Annotated in this window: 17 protein-coding genes and 1 pseudogene; 9 read left to right on the forward strand and 9 right to left on the reverse strand. The window is 66.5% G+C overall.

The genetic code is table 11. The features are described 5' to 3' along the window. The first annotated feature begins 66 nt into the window (after positions 1 to 66). Positions 67 to 1,155, forward strand: a complete 1,089-nt coding sequence (locus tag WS89_RS04030; protein ID WP_034204707.1) for a calcium:proton antiporter — start codon at positions 67 to 69, stop codon at positions 1,153 to 1,155. Between the two features lie 176 nt (positions 1,156 to 1,331). On the opposite strand, the gene WS89_RS04035 is transcribed toward WS89_RS04030, so the two are convergent. Next, positions 1,332 to 2,240, reverse strand: a complete 909-nt coding sequence (locus WS89_RS04035) for a LysR substrate-binding domain-containing protein (protein WP_059505465.1) — start codon at positions 2,238 to 2,240, stop codon at positions 1,332 to 1,334. A gap of 66 nt (positions 2,241 to 2,306) precedes the next feature. On the opposite strand from WS89_RS04035, the pseudogene WS89_RS34525 reads away from it, so the two are divergent. Next, positions 2,307 to 2,488 (forward strand): annotated as a pseudogene (locus WS89_RS34525) (MFS transporter); the annotation flags it as partial. A 25-nt stretch (positions 2,489 to 2,513) separates the two neighbouring features. On the opposite strand, the gene WS89_RS04040 reads toward WS89_RS34525, so the two are convergent. Continuing rightward, the gene (locus tag WS89_RS04040; RefSeq protein ID WP_059505467.1) at positions 2,514 to 3,482 is read right to left on the reverse strand and encodes a LysR family transcriptional regulator; all 969 of its coding nucleotides are present in this window, start codon (positions 3,480 to 3,482) and stop codon (positions 2,514 to 2,516) included. A gap of 360 nt (positions 3,483 to 3,842) precedes the next feature. On the opposite strand from WS89_RS04040, the gene WS89_RS04045 reads away from it, so the two are divergent. The 4 genes from WS89_RS04045 (at position 3,843) to WS89_RS04060 (ending at position 8,173) form a co-directional block, all read left to right on the forward strand. Continuing rightward, positions 3,843 to 5,015 (forward strand): HPP family protein, encoded by a 1,173-nt coding sequence (locus WS89_RS04045; protein WP_059789572.1) that lies wholly within the window; start codon positions 3,843 to 3,845, stop codon positions 5,013 to 5,015. 122 nt (positions 5,016 to 5,137) lie between these two features. After that, the gene (locus WS89_RS04050; protein ID WP_059505471.1) at positions 5,138 to 5,551 is read left to right on the forward strand and encodes a MarR family winged helix-turn-helix transcriptional regulator; all 414 of its coding nucleotides are present in this window, start codon (positions 5,138 to 5,140) and stop codon (positions 5,549 to 5,551) included. Positions 5,552 to 5,571: 20 nt separating this feature from the next. After that, a complete protein-coding gene (locus tag WS89_RS04055) occupies positions 5,572 to 7,359 on the forward strand; it encodes a chloride channel protein (protein ID WP_059789573.1) in 1,788 nt (595 codons plus the stop codon). Between the two features lie 481 nt (positions 7,360 to 7,840). Continuing rightward, positions 7,841 to 8,173: a hypothetical protein gene (locus tag WS89_RS04060; RefSeq protein WP_175888591.1), complete on the forward strand. Its 333-nt coding sequence runs from the start codon at positions 7,841 to 7,843 to the stop codon at positions 8,171 to 8,173. A gap of 98 nt (positions 8,174 to 8,271) precedes the next feature. Here WS89_RS04060 and ppnP read toward each other — a convergent pair whose 3' ends face one another. Together ppnP and WS89_RS04070 are read right to left on the reverse strand one after the other, a co-directional pair. Continuing rightward, positions 8,272 to 8,592, reverse strand: a complete 321-nt coding sequence (ppnP, locus tag WS89_RS04065; RefSeq protein WP_006478890.1) for a pyrimidine/purine nucleoside phosphorylase — start codon at positions 8,590 to 8,592, stop codon at positions 8,272 to 8,274. A 173-nt stretch (positions 8,593 to 8,765) separates the two neighbouring features. Further along, positions 8,766 to 9,668, reverse strand: a complete 903-nt coding sequence (locus WS89_RS04070; protein WP_059505475.1) for a LysR substrate-binding domain-containing protein — start codon at positions 9,666 to 9,668, stop codon at positions 8,766 to 8,768. Positions 9,669 to 9,850: 182 nt separating this feature from the next. Between WS89_RS04070 and WS89_RS04075 the strand changes: the two genes are divergently transcribed. From WS89_RS04075 to WS89_RS04085, 3 genes are all read left to right on the forward strand, one after another. Next, on the forward strand, positions 9,851 to 11,035 hold the full coding sequence (locus WS89_RS04075; protein WP_059789574.1) for a M20 aminoacylase family protein: 1,185 nt from the start codon (positions 9,851 to 9,853) through the stop codon (positions 11,033 to 11,035). A gap of 43 nt (positions 11,036 to 11,078) precedes the next feature. After that, complete coding sequence (locus WS89_RS04080) at positions 11,079 to 12,398, forward strand: MFS transporter (protein ID WP_059500346.1); 1,320 nt, start codon at positions 11,079 to 11,081, stop codon at positions 12,396 to 12,398. Between the two features lie 239 nt (positions 12,399 to 12,637). Beyond that, complete coding sequence (locus WS89_RS04085; RefSeq protein WP_059789575.1) at positions 12,638 to 13,180, forward strand: cysteine hydrolase family protein; 543 nt, start codon at positions 12,638 to 12,640, stop codon at positions 13,178 to 13,180. A 267-nt stretch (positions 13,181 to 13,447) separates the two neighbouring features. Here WS89_RS04085 and WS89_RS04090 read toward each other — a convergent pair whose 3' ends face one another. From WS89_RS04090 to WS89_RS04110, 5 genes are all read right to left on the reverse strand, one after another. Then, on the reverse strand, positions 13,448 to 14,554 hold the full coding sequence (locus tag WS89_RS04090) for a porin (RefSeq protein WP_059500344.1): 1,107 nt from the start codon (positions 14,552 to 14,554) through the stop codon (positions 13,448 to 13,450). A gap of 63 nt (positions 14,555 to 14,617) precedes the next feature. Further along, positions 14,618 to 15,037 carry a DoxX family protein gene (locus WS89_RS04095; protein ID WP_059500375.1) on the reverse strand — a complete coding sequence of 140 codons (420 nt, stop codon included), beginning with the start codon at positions 15,035 to 15,037 and terminating at the stop codon, positions 14,618 to 14,620. A 172-nt stretch (positions 15,038 to 15,209) separates the two neighbouring features. Beyond that, positions 15,210 to 16,487 (reverse strand): cytochrome c, encoded by a 1,278-nt coding sequence (locus WS89_RS04100; RefSeq protein WP_059789576.1) that lies wholly within the window; start codon positions 16,485 to 16,487, stop codon positions 15,210 to 15,212. 2 nt (positions 16,488 to 16,489) lie between these two features. Beyond that, complete coding sequence (locus WS89_RS04105; RefSeq protein WP_059500342.1) at positions 16,490 to 18,109, reverse strand: GMC family oxidoreductase; 1,620 nt, start codon at positions 18,107 to 18,109, stop codon at positions 16,490 to 16,492. Beyond that, positions 18,109 to 18,615: a sugar dehydrogenase complex small subunit gene (locus WS89_RS04110; RefSeq protein ID WP_059789577.1), complete on the reverse strand. Its 507-nt coding sequence runs from the start codon at positions 18,613 to 18,615 to the stop codon at positions 18,109 to 18,111. Before WS89_RS04110 ends, WS89_RS04105 begins: the two co-directional genes overlap by 1 nt. Positions 18,616 to 18,891: the final 276 nt, after the last annotated feature.

An 18,891-nucleotide genomic window follows, 5' to 3' on the forward strand; every position in this document is an offset into this window, starting at 1 on the left:
GTACGGCCGGGCTTCGTCAACCCGTGACGGCGCGTCGCGCGCCGCCACTCGCATAAGGAAACCCTCATGCCGCTCTCGTCCAACCAGCTCCCGCGCTGGACCCTCTGGGCCCCGCTTGCCGCCTGGCTGGTACTCGCGCTGTCGCGCGTCGTGCCGGTCGAAGGTCTCGTCATCGCGGTGTTCGCCGCCGCGCTCGCCGGCGCCGTGTTCGCCGCCGTCCACCATGCGGAAGTCGTCGCGCACCGCGTCGGCGAACCGTTCGGCACGCTCGTGCTCGCGGTCGCCGTGACCGTCATCGAAGTCGCGCTGATCGTGTCGGTGATGCTCGGCGCGGGCCCCGAGAAATCGGGCCTCGCCCGCGACACCGTGTTCGCCGCCGTGATGATCATCTGTAACGGCATCGTCGGCATCTGCCTGCTGGTCGGCGCATGGAAGCACGGCGAACAGGACTTCCAGGGGCGCGGCGCGAGCAAGGCGCTCGCGGTGCTCGCGTCGCTGTCGGTGCTGTCGCTCGTGATGCCGAACTACCTGAACGCCGCGCCCGGCCCGTTCTTCTCGAAATCGCAGCTCGCGTTCGCCGGCGTCGCGTCGCTGGTGCTGTATGGCGCATTCGTGTTCGTGCAGACCGTGCGCCACCGCGACTACTTCCTCGCCGCGCACGACAGCGCGGACGAAGCGGTACACGCGGCGGCGCCGAGCAACCGCACCGCGATCATCAGCATGGTGCTGCTGTTCGCGAGCCTCGTCGCGGTCGTGCTGCTCGCGAAGCTGCTGTCGCCGGCCGTCGAGCATGCGGTGCTGAAGCTCGGTGCGCCCGAAGCCGCGGTCGGTATCGTGATCGCCGCGCTCGTGCTGCTGCCGGAAGGGCTCGCGGCCGTCACCGCCGCGCGGGCGAACCGCCTGCAGACCAGCATGAACCTCGCGCTCGGTTCGGCGCTCGCGAGCATCGGGCTCACGATCCCGACCGTCGCGGCCGTGTTCATCTGGGTCGGCCAGCCGCTCACGCTCGGGATCGGCGCGATGGAAACGGTCCTGCTGGCGCTCACGCTGCTGGTCAGCACGCTCACGCTGAGCCAGGGGCGCACGACGGTGCTGCACGGCGTCGTGCACGTCGCGCTGTTCGCCGCGTATCTGTTCCTGTCGATCACCCACTGACGTCCCGATGCGCGCGGGCCGGCGGATTCTCGCCGCACGGCCGCGCGCACGTCTTCCAGTCCCTTTCCCCTCCGCTCCACGCCGCCGTTGCCGGCTGCAGCCGCACGATGCTTCCGGATCGACGGCGCGTCACCCGGCACCTGGCTGCGGGCACCCGCTCGCGCGAGCAAGCGCAGCTAGACGCCCGTGTCGTCCGTGTTCTGGGTCAGAAACCGCTCGACCATCGCGTTGAACACCGGCAGCGCCGGATTGTCGTTGTCCGCGCGCCATGCGAGATACAACTCGGCCGCCACGTTGACGCCCGCCAGCGGCCGGAACACCACGCCGTCCACATGGAGCTCGCGTGCCGACGCGGGCACGAGCGCCGCGCCGAGCCCCGCGCGCACGAGGCCGAGGATCGTATGCGTCTGCCCGACGTAATGCAGGTAGTTCGGCAGCCGCCCGGCACCCGCGAACATGCCCGAAATCATGTCGTGGAAATACTTGCCCTCGTTCGGCGAATACGCGATGAACGGCTGCCGGTCGAGCTCGTCGGGGCCGATCTGCTCGTAGGCCGCGAGCGGCGCGCCTTCCGCGACCGCGACGAGCATCGGTTCGCGCTGCACGAGCCGGTATTCGAGCGGCTGGCGCGCGGCGCGCTGGCGCACGAAGCCCGCGTCGAGCATCCGCGACGCGAGCGCGTCGATCTGCACGGTCGACACCATCTCGCGCAGTTCGACGTCGACGTCCGGCAACGCATGCGCCGCGTGCGCGAGCAGCACCGGGATCATCCGGTACGCGCTGACGGCCGTGAACCCGAGCGTGATGCGCCCGGCCCCGCCATGCGCGACGCGCTGCGCGGCCTGCTCGGCCCGTGCGGAAAATTCGAGGATGTGCCGCGCGTCGCGCAGGAAGCGTTCGCCGGCCGCGGTCAGGCTGACCTGCCGGCTGCTGCGCTCGAGCAGCGCGATGCCGAGCGCGTGCTCGAGCAACTGGATTTGCCGGCTGAGCGGCGGCTGGGTCATGAAGAGCCGCCGGGCCGCACGGCCGAAATGCAACTCTTCGGCCACTGCGACGAAACAGCGAAGCTGATGGAGCTCAATCATTCAAATTTTGAATCAATCGATAGTCTTTCGATGTTAGACCGATATCGATGCGATTTCTATACTCGGTTCCACCTGATCGGTAACTTCGCCGGGATCGTCACGCCGCTGCGATCGGCTACTTCGTCGCCAGCACGGGTTCGTTCGCCGGCGCGTTATGGTTCGTCGCCGCGCATGGGCTGATCGGCATTGCGGCGTATGCCTGGCTCGCGGGCCGCTTCGAGCGGATCCGCATCGCGCCGGCCGCATGAGCGGCGCGGCGGCACACAGGCGCCGTCACGCAGACTGGCGGCCGCCCGGCATGTGCTCCGTCGTGAGTCGGTCGAGCTCGCGCAGATCGTTCTCCAGCGCAGGCGTGAGCGTCGTGCGCAAGTGATCGAGGAAGGTGCGGATCTTCGCATCGAGATAGCGGCGCGTCGCGTAGACGGCATAGACGCTGACCGTCTGCAACCGGTACTCGGGCAGCACGCGAATCAGGCGCCCTTCGCGGATATCGTCGAGCACGGTATACAGCGCCACGCACGCGATCCCGCGCCCGGCGCGCACCGCGACGCACAGCGCGTCCGGTACGTTGACCTGGAACGGCGCCGGCTGCAGCGCGTAGACGGTTTCCTCGCCGTCGCTGCGCTCGAGCCGCCATTCGCCGGCCGGCGACGCGGGCGTGTCGAGACGCAGGCACACGTGGTTCGGCAGATCGTCGGGCGTGTGCGGCGTGCCGTGCCGCGCCAGATATTCGCGCGATGCGACGAGCACGCTGCAGCTCGTGCCGCAGGTCTGCGCGACATAGCCCGAATCGGGCAACTGCGACGCCGTCACGATCGACACGTCGTAGCCCTCTTCGACCAGATTCGGCATCCGCTGCGCCAGCGTCAGCTCGACCGACACGTCGGGATTGTCCGCCTGGTAGCGCACGATCGACGACACGACATGACTCTGCCCGAGCCCCGTCATCGCATGAATGCGCATCTTGCCGCTCGGCCGCAGCAGCGCGTTGCGCGCCTCCGCGTTCGCGTAGTCGAGTTCCGCGAGGATCGATTTCGCGCGCTCGAAATAGCGCTCGCCGCTTTCGGTCAGGCCGAGGTGGCGGGTCGTGCGATGCAGCAGGCGCGTCTGCACGTGGGCTTCGAGGTTCGAGACGGCGCGCGACACCTGCGCGGTGGTCGCGTCGATTTCCTTCGCGACCGCGGTAAAGCTGCCGGCTTCGACAACGCGCACGAACAGGCGCATGTTTTCGAGCATGTCCATTGAATTGGCTTGGGGAAAGTCAGTGGGGAAGCGTCGGCGGCGCTGGCGTCAGAGAGGTAACGGAACGCGGCCGCGAACCACGCCGAATCGATCGCCGTGCCGGGGAAAAGGCGGGAGAGCGGGCATCGCGGACGGGGTTCTGGCATGACGGGGGGAATTGACTGCGCCGAATTGTACGCCGCTGCAGACAAATTTGCGCGATGACGCGCGCGGAAGCTCTCATTCGATGAAAGATTTTTGCAAGACTTGCGCATCACGCGGGTGAAATGGCTTGATGCAGCGCGACAACATGTATCACAACGCGATATAATTCCGCGCTTGTCGCCCGCCCCGCGCCGTCATTTCTACCGCTTACCATCCATGTCGTCAGGTTCCTCCCCGTCGCGCCGCACGTTGCGGCAATGGCTGCACAGCTTCATTCCCCATCCGATGACACTCGGCTGGCGCGAGCGCCTGCGCTCGTGCACCGGCGCGCTCGTGGGCATTGCGACGGTCGGCGTCACGATGCGGCTGCTGCCCGGCGTGCCGGGCCTCGTGCCGCTACTCGTCGCGCCGATGGGGGCATCGGCCGTGCTGCTGTTCGCGGTGCCGGCGAGCCCGCTCGCGCAGCCCTGGTCGATCATCGGCGGCAACCTCGTCGCGGCGACGGTCGGCGTCGCGTGCGCGCAATGGATCGCCGATCCGATCACGGCCGCCGCGGTCGCGATCGCTTGCGCGATCGGCGGCATGTTCGCGCTGCGCTGCGTGCATCCGCCGTCGGGCGCCGTCGCGCTCACGGCCGTGGTCGGCGGCCCCGCGATCCATTCGCTCGGCTTCGGCTTCGTCCTGCAGCCGATCGCGCTGCAATCGGCGATCCTGCTCTCGGCCGCGCTCGTCTATCACGCGCTGACCGGGCACCGCTATCCGCACGGCGGCGTACGCCCCGAAGCGAAACAGCAGGCCGGCGCCGCACCGGCGCGCGGCGGCTTCACGCGCGGCGACCTCGACGCGGTGCTGAAGCGCCGCAGCGAATGGCTCGACGTCGATCCGGACGATCTCGAAGCGCTGCTGCGCGAAACCGAAATGCAGGCCTATACGCGCACGTTCGGCCAGTTGAAGTGCGCGGACCTGATGACGAAGAATGCGATCGAGGTCGCGCCGTCGACGTCGATCGCGGCCGCACTGACGCTGCTCGACCGTCACCGCGTGAAGGCGCTGCCCGTGGTCGACGGCGAAGGCCGGCTGACCGGCATCGTCACGCGCGCCGACCTCACGCGCCAGTTGCGCCGTCCGACCCCGCTGTGGCAGCGCCTGTCCGCACGGCTGCCGCAATCGTTCGGCGGCCGGCCCGCGAGCGTCGCGTCCGTGATGACGCGCGACGTCGCGTCGGTGCCGGAAACGATGCCGATCACGGCGCTCGTGCCGCTGTTCACGCATTCGGGCCACCACCATATTCCGGTCGTCGATGCGTCGCGCCGGCTCGTCGGCATCATCACGCAGACCGATCTCGTCACGGGCCTTTATCGGCAGACCCGGATGCTCGAGGCCGCGTAGCACGCATCCCGCGCCGTCACCGCCTGCGAAATGCGGAATGCAGCATTCCACTGCATTTCGGCCATTTATATCATGTTGTGATATATTTACCGCCACCGTAACCGACTGCCCGCCCGACCTCGATGAACGATACCCGACGCGCGCTCGCGAAAAGCGATTTCCAGCAACTGTCCGAGTTCCGCTATCAGATGCGCCGCTTCGAGCGCTTCTCCGAACGCGCCGCGCAAAGCGAAGGCGTGACGCCGCTGCAATACCTGCTGCTGCTGCACATCAAGGGCTATCCGCATCGCGAATGGGCGACCATCGGCGAGCTCGCGGAACGCCTGCAGGCGCAGCACCACGGCGTCGTGGCGCTGGTGACGCGCTGCGAAGCGCTCGGGCTCGTGAAGCGCAAGCCGAGCGAGGCAGACCGTCGCCAGGTTGAAGTCCACCTCGAACAGGCCGGCGAAACGCTGCTCGCCCGTCTCGCGGCCATGCACCGCGCCGAACTGAAGTCGCTCAAGGGCGCGTTCCAGGTTCCCCAGATCGATTACTGACCCTTGCCCTCGCCACGCCGATGAACGCACCACACAAACGCGATTTCTCGATCAACGAACGCCTGCCCAGGATCGCGTTGCTTGCCGCCGGGATCGGCCTGCTCAGCACGCTTGCCGCGTTCGTGCTGTTGAGCCTGATCCACCTGTTCACGAACCTGTTCTTCTTCCAGCAGTTCTCGTTCGCCGACCATTCGCCCGCGAACAACACGCTCGGCGCATGGGTGATCGCCGTGCCGGTGATCGGCGGGCTGATCGTCGGCCTGATGGCGCGTTTCGGTTCGGAAAAGATCCGCGGCCACGGCATTCCAGAAGCGATCGAGGCGATCCTGTTCGGCAAGAGCCGCATGTCGCCGAAGGTCGCGATCCTCAAGCCGCTGTCGTCCGGCGTCGTGATCGGCAGCGGCGGCCCGTTCGGCGCCGAAGGCCCGATCATCATGACGGGCGGCGCGCTCGGCTCGCTGATCGCGCAATGCGTGCACGTGACCGCCGCCGAGCGCAAGACGCTGCTCGTCGCCGGCGCGGCCGCCGGCATGACGGCCGTGTTCGGCACGCCGGTGGCCGCCGTGCTGCTCGCGGTCGAACTGCTGCTGTTCGAATGGCGTCCGCGCAGTTTCCTGCCGGTCGCACTCGCGTGCGCGGTGGCAGGCTTCGCACGCGCGGTGTTCTTCGGCGTCGATCCGCTGTTTCCGGTGACGACCGCCGCGCCGACGCCCGTCGCGCTGCTGTCGTGCATCGTCGCGGGCCTGCTGTCGGGCATGCTCGCGTGCGGGCTGTCAGCTGCGCTCTACCGCGTCGAGGACGCCTTCGCGAAGCTGCCCATGCACTGGATGTGGTGGCCCGCGCTCGGCGCGATCGTGATCGGCATCGGCGGCTGGCTCGAGCCGCGCGCGCTCGGCGTCGGCTACGACGTGATCGGCGACCTGCTGCACCAGCACATCGCGCTGAAGGTCGCGCTCGCGCTACTGATCGTGAAAGCCGTGATGTGGGTGATCGCGCTCGGCTCGGGCACCTCGGGCGGTGTGCTCGCCCCGCTGCTGATGCTCGGCGCCGGCCTCGGCACCGTGCTGTCGCCGGTGCTGCCGGGCGGCGATCCGGTGCTGTGGCCGCTCGTGTGCATGGCCGCGACGCTCGGCGCGACGCTCGGTGCCCCGCTCACCGCGATCGTGTTCGCCTTCGGCCTCACGCACGACGCCAACGCGCTGCTGCCGCTGCTCGCCGCGACGCTCGTCGCGCACGGCTTCGCGACCATCGTGATGAAGCGCTCGATCATGACGGAAAAGATCGCACGCCGCGGCTACCACATCTATCGCGAATACGGCGTCGATCCGCTCGAGCGGCACGATGTCGGCGAAGTGATGACGTCGGCCGATCGGCTCGTCGCGATCGACGGTTCGGCGACGCTCGATATCGTCGAGACGCAATACTTCGGCGCGAAGCAGGCGCACCGCGCGTATCCGGTCGTACAGAACGGCCGCCTGCTCGGCCTCGTCGATCGCGCGACGCTCGACGCCCAGCGAGCACAGGCGAGCGCCGATACGCCGATCTCGGCCGCATTCGCCGATCGCGCACCGGCCGTCGCGCTGGCTCACGAAACGTGCCGCGTCGTCGCTTCGCGTCTCGCGATGCTCGGCCTCGAGCGCCTGCCGGTGGTCGCCGACGAGCAATCGCTGCGCATCACGGGCATCGTGTCGCGCAGCGACCTGATCAAGCCGGCACTCCAGCACTTCGACGACGAACACAAACGCGAGCGCTTCCGTCCGATCGTCCCGGCCAACCTGCGCGAGGTCGGCTCGCGCAAGATCGGCTGACACAACCCGCGTGCGCGGCGCCCTGCCGCGCACCGCTTCCCCGCCTCACGTCGCTGCACGATGCCGCGCGCCCGTCGCGCGCCGCGTCGCATCGCGGCCACCTTATCCGTTTAAAGTTGGTTAACAATTCGGCGGACGAAAGTTTGTCATCATGGTGTTCATGCGACGGGGCCATCCATCAGCCATTCCACTTCGTCATCAGATAAAGAGTCGCGGCGCGGCATGCAGCACATGCCGCCCGCCGCGGCCGTCACCTCACCACACCACGACCGGGCAGCGCACCGACCGCCACGCATGACGTCGAGCCATACGCGACGCATGCGGCGCCGCAGCAACATGCGCAGCATCCGAGCCGCCGTTTGGCAAGCGCGTTAACAACTTGTTTCGGAATGACCGGAACCGAGCCTGCCAGATGCGATCTCACTTGAACGCAGCACTGCTGCGCATCCCACTCAATCAATCACGACTCGAGGGAGATAACGTGAACGTGAAATACTTACCGCTCATCGCATTGACCGTGGCAATTTCTGCTCATGCCGCCGAACCTGCCGTGCAGAACGTGGGACAAAGCCAGAAAGCGGCTCCCGACGTCTCGGCGTGCATCGCCAAGACCTGGGCCGACAAGTCGCAACAACAGGTGATCTCGCAGAACGTGCTGGCCAACGGCCTGGCGACCGACGTGTACGCACCGGGCCAGCAGCCGCCGAACGGCGCCGCCGCGATGGTTCGTCCGTCGTGGAAGCCGGGTGCGAAGACGTGGGTCGGCGTGCGCGGCGACGCAGCGTCCGCCGGCGACATCAACGCCTGCCTGTGACGACGTAACGAGAACAGGCGCTCCGGATGGCCTTGCGCCATCCGTTTGCGACGAGCCCCGCTTCGGCGGGGCTTTTTCTTTGCTGCGCGGAAAGCGTCTTACAGGTAGCTGCAGACGTAATCGAGCGTCTCGAGCACTTCGATGTCGAAGCGGCTCTTGCCCGGCACGGAGAACGATTCGCCGGCGCCGTAGGTCTGCCATTCGCTGCTGCCGTCGAGCTTCACGCGGCACTTGCCGGCCTGCACTTCCATCAATTCGGGCGCATCCGTGCCGAAGTTGAGCGCGCACGGCAGGATCACGCCGAGCGTCTTGCGCGTGCCGTCCGGGAAGAGCACGGTATGCGACACGCACTTGCCGTCGAAATAGACGTTCGCGCGCTTGACGACCGATACGTTGTCGAATTGGGTTGCACTGGTCATGTGATGCCTCTGATTGCTGGATGCCGGATGGCGATGGAGTGGGAGGCCGGCCGTAGCGGCGGGCCGGCCGCTATGATACCGGCTCGCGCAACGTGCGTCGGAATCGCATGCGGCCCGCGCATGCCTGGCACACGATCGTCAGGATAACTACGTGATCTGCACGGGGTGACGGCTCACCGCAATCCCTTGCGCCGCGCGGAATCGCGCAGGCAATCGAGCAGCATCGCCGCGGCCGGCGTCAGCGGGCTGTCGCGGCGCGTGACGACCTGCACCGATACGGCCGGCAAGCGCTCGCGGATCGGCAGTACCGCGAGCTGATCACGCGCCCATTCGCCTTGCAACAATTGCTCGGGCATCGATGCGATCAGGTCGCAACCGGTCATCAGGCTGTGCGCGAGACCGAAGCTCGGGCATTCGACGACGCGTGCCGGCACCGGCAACCCGTACGCGACGAACGAGTTGAACAGCACCTGTGTCGAGCTTTCCGGCGACGGATTCATCAGCCAGTCGGCTTCGACGAGATCGGCGAGCGACGTGGCCGACGCGAGCGGATGCCCTTTGCGCGCGACGATCAGCGAACGGCTCGCATAGAGTTCCGCGTGATCGAACTCGGCCGCCAGCAACTCGGGGACGACGACGGCCACCGCGAAATCGAGCGAACCATCGTGCAGGCGCGGCAGCGCGACGCCAGGAAATCCTTCGATCAGATTGACGCGCGCCACCGGAAAGCGGCGCCGGAACGCACGAAACGCGTCGGGCAGGATCGTCACCGCCGCCGCCGGCGTGATCGCCGCCGCGACGGAACCCGTCATCGCGCCCTGTGCCTGCTCGATGTCGTCGCGGGCGCGCTGCATTTCGGCGACGATCAGCCGCGCGCGCACCTGCAGTTGCTGGCCGAACGCGGTCAGCTGCACGCCGCGTGCGGTGCGCACGACGAGCGATACGCCGAGCGCGATCTCCAGTTCCTTGACCGCCTTCGTGAGCGCAGCCGGCGACACGTTCAGGCGCCGCGCGGCCGCGCGAATGCTCCCTTCTTCCGCGGCGGTGACGAACGCTTTCAGCTGGTGGTATTTCATGGCGGCAATGCGTGATCCGTGGAAACCCTGTGCGGCCGGCCGCGCAATGGCTCAGGGTATTCCCGAGCGGCAACCGACGGTGTGCACCAAAGCAATTTAGCAGCTTCTGGTACGCAAAAGAAATTTATATGCTTGGTCGTCACATGCGCGTCAAACGCCCCACCGGCCCCACAGGAGACACCATGCTGCAAGCCGTGAACCCCGTCATCCCGGCCATCGCCGCCATCGCCCCCGAGCTCGTCGAAGTGCGCCGCCGCATTCACGCCCACCCCGAACTCGCATTCGAAGAGACGCTCACGAGCGACCTCGTCGCCGAGTTGCTCACCGGCTGGGGCTACGAAGTGCATCGCGGTATCGGCAAGACGGGCGTGGTCGGCGTGCTACGCGAAGGGCAAGGCACACGCACGGTCGGGCTGCGCGCCGACATGGACGCGCTGCCGCTCTCGGAAGCCACGGGGCTGCCCTACGCAAGCCGTCACGCGAACAAGATGCATGCATGCGGCCACGACGGTCACACCGCGATGCTGCTGTGCGCGGCGCGCCACCTCGCGGCAACGCGCCGGTTCTCCGGCACGCTGAACCTGATCTTCCAGCCCGCCGAGGAAAACTTCGGCGGCGCGAAGGCGATGATGGACGACGGCCTGTTCGACCGTTTCCCGTGCGACGCGATCTTCGCGATCCACAACATGCCGGGCCGCGCGGCCGGCAACATGGCGTTCCGCACCGGCGCCGCGATGGCGTCGGCCGACCGCGTGACGATCACGCTGCGCGGCGTCGGCGGCCACGGCGCGATGCCGCATTTCGCGCGCGATCCGATGTCGGCCGCGGGCAGCATCATGGTCGCGCTGCAGACGATCGTCGCACGCGAGGTCGACGCGCAGCATGCGGCCGTGATCACCGTCGGCAGCGTGCAGGCCGGCGAAACGTTCAACATCATTCCCGAAACCGTCGTGATGAAATTGTCGGTGCGCGCGCTGAACGCCGACGTGCGCGCCCTGCTCGCGCGCCGCATCGAGGCGCTCGTGAAGGGCCAGGCGGAAAGCTTCGGCGTCACCGCGGAGGTCGACTACGACTATGGCTACCCGGTGCTCGTCAATCACGCGGAACCGACCGCGTTCGCGGCCGACATCGCATGCCAGATGCTCGGCGCGGAACGCGTCGAAACCGACACCGCGCCGCTGATGGGCAGCGAGGATTTCGCGTTCATGCTCGAAGCGCGCCCCGGCTGCTACGCGTTCATCGGCAACGGAATCGGCAGCAAGGGCGGCTGCATGGTGCACAACCCCGGCTACGACTTCAACGACGACATCCTCGCGATCGGCGCGAGCTACTGGGTTCGCGTCGCCGAAGCCTGGCTCGCGGCCTGACAGCCTTTCAACACGCAGTTCCGCGCTCAAAGCAAGGGAACCCATGGAAACGTCCGCCATTTCATTCGCCGGCACACCGGTCGATGCCCGCGCCGCCGCGAAGAAGCGCCGGCTGATCGCGGCCGCCGCCGTCGGCAACGCGCTCGAGTTCTACGACTTCACGGTCTACAGCTTCTTCGCGATCCTGATCGGCAAGCTGTTCTTTCCCGTGCATTCGTCGTTCGGACAACTGATGCTCGCGGTCGCGAGCTTCGGCGTCGGCTTCGTCACGCGTCCGCTCGGCGGCCTCGTGATCGGCATGTATGCGGACCGCGCCGGCCGCAAGAAGGCGATGATCCTCACGCTGCTGCTGATGGCGCTCGGTACCGCGACGATCGCGGTCGCGCCGACCTTCGCGCAGATCGGCATCGCCGCGCCGCTGCTGCTCGTGCTCGCTCGGCTGCTGCAGGGGTTCGCGTCGGGCGGCGAAGTCGGCGCATCGACGACGCTGCTGCTCGAACAGGCACCGCAGCATCGTCGCGGTTTCTATGCGTCGTTCCAGTTCTCGAGCCAGGGGCTCGCCGCGCTCGCGGGCGCACTCACCGGCGTCGCGCTGACGTCGACGCTGAGCGCCGCGCAACTCGAAAGCTGGGGCTGGCGCGTGCCGTTCATCATCGGCACGCTGTTCGTGCCGCTCGGCTACTGGTTGCGCCGCACCGTCGAGGAAGTGCCTGCTGCCGCCCCGGCCGCCGCACACGACGAGCCGGTCGCATCGCTGCCGCTCGCCGACGTGCTGCGCCATCACGCCAAGGCCGTATTCGCGGGCCTCGGCGTGACGATCGGCGGCACGTCGATCCACTACATCATCGTGTTCTACATGGCGATCTATGGCGTGCAGGTGCTGCACTTGCCGACCTGGCTGTCGATGACGGCCGGCTGCGTCGCCGGTGCGATCCTGATGCTCGTGACGCCGATCGGCGGCCTTCTGTCGGACGTGTACGGGCGCAACCGGATCGTCTGGTGGACACGCATCGTGCTGATGGCCGCGATCTACCCGGCGTTCATTGCCCTGAACCGCTGGCCTGGCGCCGTTTCGCTGCTGTCGATCATCGCCGCGCTGTCGATCGTGCATGCGATCAACATCGGTGCGACGGGGGCAATGCTCGGCGAGTTGTTTCCGCGGGCAGTGCGTGCGACGGGCGGTGCGCTGGTGTATAGCGTCGGCGTCGCGATCTTCGGCGGCTTCGCGCAGTTCTTCGTCACGTGGCTGATCGCGGCGACCGGAGATCCGAATGCGCCGGCGTGGTATGCGATCGGCTGCGGCGCGATGACGTTGCTTGCGATTCGTTTCATGGACGAGAAGGCCGGGAAGGCGCTGGATTGACCGGCGGACGGTGCGCGGCACGTGAACAGTAATTGACGTCACGCGCGCGCATCGGGCATCATCGAGCCATGCACGACGCTCCGATCACCCTTTCGACGACCACGCGCACGACCGCCTTTGGCGGGCCCGTGCGGCGAGTGCGCGCAAGATCGTAGCGTCACCGATTCCCACAGGCCCCGCCGGTTCCGGACGGGGTCTCGTCGTTTCTCCGTCTGCATCGGCCACTCAGGAGAAACGCGATGTCCGAAGCCCCTTCCCCGAAACGCGCGCTGCTCGTGATCGATATGCAGGTCGGGTTGTTTCATGGCCCCGATCGCCCGCATGACGGCGAACGCGTGCTAACCAATATCAACCGGCTGATTCGCCGCGCACATGACAGCGGTGCCCCCGTGTTCGCCGTGCGTCACGTCGGCCCGGCCGGCTCGCCGATCGCATCCGACGCGCCGCTGGCCGCACTGCTGCCGGAGCTTGCGATCGATACCGCACGCGACATCGTGTTCGACAAGACGAGGCCGAGCTGCTTCGCGGGCACGCGGCTCGCCGAGTGGTTGCATGCGGCTGGTATCGGCGAGATCGTGATCGCGGGGATGAAAACGCAGTACTGCGTCGATACGACGTGCCGTGCGGCCGCCGATCTCGGCTTTCGCCCGGTACTCGTTGCCGATGCGCACACCTGTATGGATACACCAGCGCTGCCGGCCGAGCGGATCGTCGCGCATCATAATGCGACGCTTGCGGGCCCGTTTGCGACGCTAACGACGACCGAGGCATGCGTGTTCTGAAGCACGGCGCCGATCGGACGGCGATGCGCGAGCGTGCGCATTGCAATCGCGTCGGCATGAACCGTCAATTTACCGAGCTCGCCCTGTCGATCGCTCGACGCGTCATACCGACTTTCGAGAACAGGACTGGCCTCGAAGCAGGTGAGTGCTTGTCGAGACCATATCGCGTCACGTCCCGGACAGCAACGATACGGCAGCCGGCGTAAACGCAAAAAGGCACGGACCTTCACCGCCCGTGCCTTCTTCACCTACCCAAACCGCCCGTGCTCAGAACGTATGCATCATCCCCACATACGCGCCCGTCTGCGACTCGCCCGTCATCGGGCTCGTCCCCGACGTCGCGTCACGCGGCGTCGCGAGCAGCGAGAAATTCGAATTCCCGCCGTTGCGCACATACGCAACCGTGCCGTACAGGAACGTGCGTTTCGACAGGTTGTACGTGGTGCCGAGCACGTACATCATCGCGTGCCCTGACGGGTCATGCGACGCGTCGCCGCCGCCGTCGCCCACCTTCACGTAATACCCGCCGCCCGTCACGGCCCACTGCGGCGTCGCCGAATAGGTCGCGCCGAGCCAGTAATGATCGGCACGGTCGGCAACACCGGCCGGGCTGTCCGGCGCCTGGTAGTGCGTATACGCCCCCTGGATCTTGAACTTCGACACCTTCACGTTCGCGCCGACGAAGTACTCGCGCGACGCGGTGAAGATATTGCTGAACTTGCCGTTGTTGTCGCGCAGCTCGTCGTAGATACCGCGCACGTCGAGCACCGGCGAATGGTACGAGATCATGATCCCGTCCGAGCGGCCGAAATCGTCGGCCGCGCCGTAGTTGAAGCCGCGCGACTGATTGCCGAACGCGTATTGCGCCTGCACGTCGAAGCCGCCGATCACAGGGCTGTGATATTCGATGTTGTTGCTGGTCTGCTGCCAGTTGCGGCCACGCACGAGCGACGCCGACGAAAATGCCTGCTGGACGAACGGATCGAATTCCCACACGCCGTCGCTGTCGATGAACAGGTTGCGGCCGGCCTGCAACTGGCCCCACGTGTTGCTCTTCAACCCGACGTATGCGCGCCGCGACCACATGCGTCCGCCACCCGTCTGGCCGTTCATCACCTGGAACGCGGTTTCCAGGTTGAACACCGTCGACAGCCCGCCGCCGAGATCCTCGACGCCCTTCAACCCGAACATGCTGGTGCCCCAGTCGCCGCTTTCCGCGCTCCAGCGCGTCCCGCTGCCGCCGTTCGGCTTCGCGATGTGGTTCAGGTATTCGATGCCGCCGTCGATCCGGCCATACAGCGTGACGCTCGTCTGTGCAAACGCAGCCGCTGGCGTGGCGGCCGCAATCAGCCATGCAAAGTATTTGAGTCGCAAAATGATGCCCCCTCGAAGTCTCGACCGTCCGACGCGCGCCCCATGCACGCGCCTCGGGTCTGCTTATCCGCGATCGAGCGAAAAACGTCCGGGGCCGGCCGCGCAGAGCGCGAGCAAGCCGCCCGAGATCGCGATGTTCTTGTAGAAATGAATCATGTTGTTGATCTGCTCGCCGCCCGTCATCGTCCAGTAATGGTGACCGATAACGGCGGTGCCGATCGTATACAGCGCAAGCAACAGCGCGAGCGGCCGCGTCTGGAAGCCGATCAGGATCGCAATCCCGACGAACAGCTCCATCACGACGGAGATCGCCGCCGAGATGATCGGCGCCGGCGCGCCCTCGCTACCCATGAACGCGATCGTACCGGAGAAGTCGATAATCTTCTTCCAGCCGAACATCACGAACAGGATCACGATCAGGATTCGGGCAAGCAGCAGCAGCACATCGCGCTGGGACGCGAGAAACGGTTGATTCGGTGTCATGGTGTGATCAACGAAAACGATGCGCGCAATCGCACGCACCGGATTGCCTGTGAACCGGGGCGGACGGCCATCCGCGCCGCCGCCCCGCTCTGCAACAACCGGCATCGGGGCCTGCCCGATGTGCTGTGCTCCTCCTCTTTTACGTTGTCGCCCTGCTTCGTCGCGTGTCGCGTCAGCGCAGCTTCGCGACGTCCTGCTCGGTCACCTTCGCAGCCGGATTGCCGAACTGCCCGGTCAGGTAGTTCGTCAGCGCGGCGATCTGCGCATCCGACAACTCGTGGCGGAACGCCGGCATCCCGACGTCCTCGCTACCGGCCTTGCGCTGCACGCCGTTCAGGATCACCTGCACGAGGTTGGTCGGATTCGACGCACCGACCGTCGAGTTATGGAACAGCGGCGGGTAGTAACCGTCCGGCGTGCCCTTCCCCTGCATCTGGTGACAGGTCGCGCAGTTGCCGAGATACAGCCGGGCCGGATCGATGCCCGACGACGCGAGCGCCGCGCCGCGCAGCTTCAGGCCGTCCTCGGCCGGCTTGCCCCACGACGAGCGCGACTGCTTCGCGTCGCCGCTGGCCACGGCCGGCACCGTGCGGATGTACGTCGAGATCGCGCCGATGTCGGCTTCGGTCATCTTCGAGAAGCTGTGCTCGATCGCCTCGGCCATCGGGCCGGCCGCCTGCGCAAGGCCCGGCACGCTGCCGGTGCGCAGATACTGGACGAGCTGCTGCTGCGTCCAGCGGCCGATCCCCGCGTTCGGGTCGGACGTGATGTTGTAGCCGTCCCAACCCGCGAGCACCGAGCCCGACAGGAAGCTGCCGCCCGTTTCGTCGAGCGACTTCTCCTGCATCGCGATGCCGCGCGGCGTATGGCACGTGCTGCAGTGCGCAAGGCCCTGCACGAGATACGCGCCGCGGTTCCACTCGGCGCTCTGCGCCGGCTTCGGCTGGTAGACGCCGTCCTTCAGGAACAGCCAGTTCCAGATCTTCAGCGGCCAGCGCATGCTCAGCAGCGCGGGGATCTCGTTCTTCGGCGGCGCCTGCTTGACCGGTTCGACGCCGTGCATGAAGTACGCGTACAGCGCCTGCACGTCGTCGTCGTTGATCTTCGCATACGACACGTACGGCATCGCCGGGTACAGGTTGTCGCCGTTCTTCGACACGCCATGACGCACCGCACGCTCGAAGTCGTCGAACGTCCAGGTGCCGATGCCCGTATCGGGGTCGGGCGTGATGTTGCTCGTATAGATCTTGCCGAGCATCGGCACCGGCATGCCGAGGCCGCCCGCGAACGGCTTGCCGCCCTTCGCGGTGTGGCAGGCCATGCAGTCGCCCGCGACCGCGAGGTATTCGCCGCGCTTGACCTGCGCCGGATCGGCCGAGTCGGCCGCGCGCGCGAGGCCGGGCAGCGCGAGGCAGCCGGCGAGGAGGAAGGTGAGAGTAGATTTCCGCACGGTCAGACTTCCTTCTTCAGCGTGTCCGACATCCGCAGCGCGAGCGCCGCGATCGTCAGCGTCACGTTCACCGTACCGACGGTCGGCATCGTCGAGCTGCTCGAGATGAACAGGTTCGGATGGTCGAACGTGCGGCAGTCCTTGTCGACGACCGAGTCGCGTGCATCCGCGCCCATGATCGTCGCGCCGGTGATGTGGTTGTTCGGCGCGAACTCGTCGTTGAACACGACGTCGGTGCCGCCGAGCACCTTCGCGGCCGTCGCGTAAACCTCGCGCGTGTGCACGGCGCCGCGCTTCACGTAATCGTCGATCGCATACGTGATCTCGGGGCGCGGGATGCCGATCGCGTCGGTGGCCGTCTTGCTCGGCACGATGCGGTTCTCGGGTTGCGGCAGGATTTCGTGGAAGCAGTCGAACTGCACGTAGCGTGCGGAACGATCGCGGATCTGCGCGTCGAGCTCCTCGTGCTTCATCAGCTTGCCGGCCTTGAAGATCTTCTGCGTCTCCTGGTTGATGCGCGACATGTTCGACAGGTGGATCTTCTTCGCGGCTTCGGTCGCGCGGAACGGGCCGTCGCGGAAACCGATCAGCGACGTCATCTCCTGCGGGCCGCGGCCCGGCCACAGCTTCTCGCTCGCGTAGAACGACACGCCGGTGCCCGGGTGGTCCATCAGGTTGCGCCCGACCATGTCCGAGCTGTTCGCGACGCCGTTCGGGAAATCGCGGTTCGCGGACATCAGCAGGATCTTCGGCGTCTCGATGCCGTTCGCGGCGAGCACGAAGTACTTGCCCTCGACGCGATGGTCGGCGCCCGTCTTGTCCTTGTAGATCGCGGCGACGATGCGCTTGTCCGGCCCCGTCTCGAGCTTGTAGACGACCGCGCTGTCGATCAGCTTCGCGCCGGCCTGCTCGGCCTTCTCGACGTGGACGATGCCGTTGTACATCGCACCGATCGGACAGATCGGCATGCAATTGTTGTTTCCGCAACAGGTCGGCCGGCCGTCGTACGGGCGGCTGTTGCGCGCGACGGGCTCGGTCACCACGTGGAACTTCGGGTCATGGCCGTTGAGCGCGCTCTTGATGGTCTGCTCGTTGAACGACAGCGGCAGCGGCGGCATCGGATACGCCTGCTTGCGCGGCGAGTACAGATCTTCCTCGGGGCCCGGGCCCCACACGCCGAGCTCTTCCTCGGCACGCTGGTAGTAATGCTCGAGGTCGTCGTACTGGATCGGCCAGTCGCGGCCGACGCCGTACACGGTCTTCATCTTGAAGTCGTTCGGAATGAAGCGCCACGCCGACGCGGCCCAGTGCCACGTCGTGCCGCCCACCGCGCGGATGTACTGCGAGTTGAACTTGTGCTCGCCCTTCAGGATCAGGTAGTCGTTCGGCGGGCCGTATTCCGGATGTGGGGCCCACGGGCTCGACGGGTACGGCGCCATGAAGTCGGTCTTGTCGGGCTGGTTGCGAAAGCGCTCGACGATTTCCCAGCGCGGCATGCGCGGGCCGGCTTCCAGCAGGATCACGGACTTGCCCGCCATCGCGAGCTGGTGTGCAACGATCGCGCCGGCGACACCCGATCCGACGACGACGACGTCGGCTTTTTGCGTATCGGTATCGGCCATCAGGCTTGCCTCTCGATCGGTTTTTCGGCCCAGAAGCCGGGTTTGTTGGGGCAATACGAAGGGATCACGAGCGTATCGGACACCACGCTGAACATTAATGCTTCTTCGTAGGTAATCACGACGTTGTCGACGATGCCGAGATACCACGCGCCGAGAATCGTCAGTGCGAGCGATTCCTGGTCGGGATTCAGCGAGCCGGATGCGAGCGCGCCGGCGAGCTGCGGCAGGCTGTCGGCCGTCTTGAACGAGCCCTTCTGCAAGGCCTGCAGATAGCGCTGGCCGGTGACGCGGCTCAGCCCTTTCTTGCCGGTCAATGCTTCGGAAAGCGTCATGAACGTATCGAGCGGCGCGGTGCCGGGATCGTCGGCCAGGGCCCGCAACGCCAGCGAGCCCGTGAGGCCCACCGCCGTCAGCGCCAGTGCGCCCTGCAGCCATTGACGCCGCGTGATGCCGGTTGCGGCTGCGTCGTTGTCACGACGCGATTGGGGGGTGTTGTCGTTGTGCATGTTTCCTTCTCTCGAACACCGGATTCGGGAAAACCACGCTTGATATTTCTCAAACATTGGCGCGGACCTGCAATGTACGCGCACACGCCGGATCAAACAATCTTTTTATAGTCCATTTAATGTTCCGCAATCCGTGACAATCGACATTTCGCTGCATTTTTGTGTCGTCGACGCGACAAATCTGCGGCACGCCCCCCCGTGTCGCGCGCCGGCGACACATTGCATGCCATGCTGCGCGCGCATGACGGTCGGTTAGAATCCCGTGCAATCAAACAG

This window comes from Burkholderia sp. MSMB1072 (genome assembly GCF_001524725.1).
Lineage (GTDB): Bacteria > Pseudomonadota > Gammaproteobacteria > Burkholderiales > Burkholderiaceae > Burkholderia.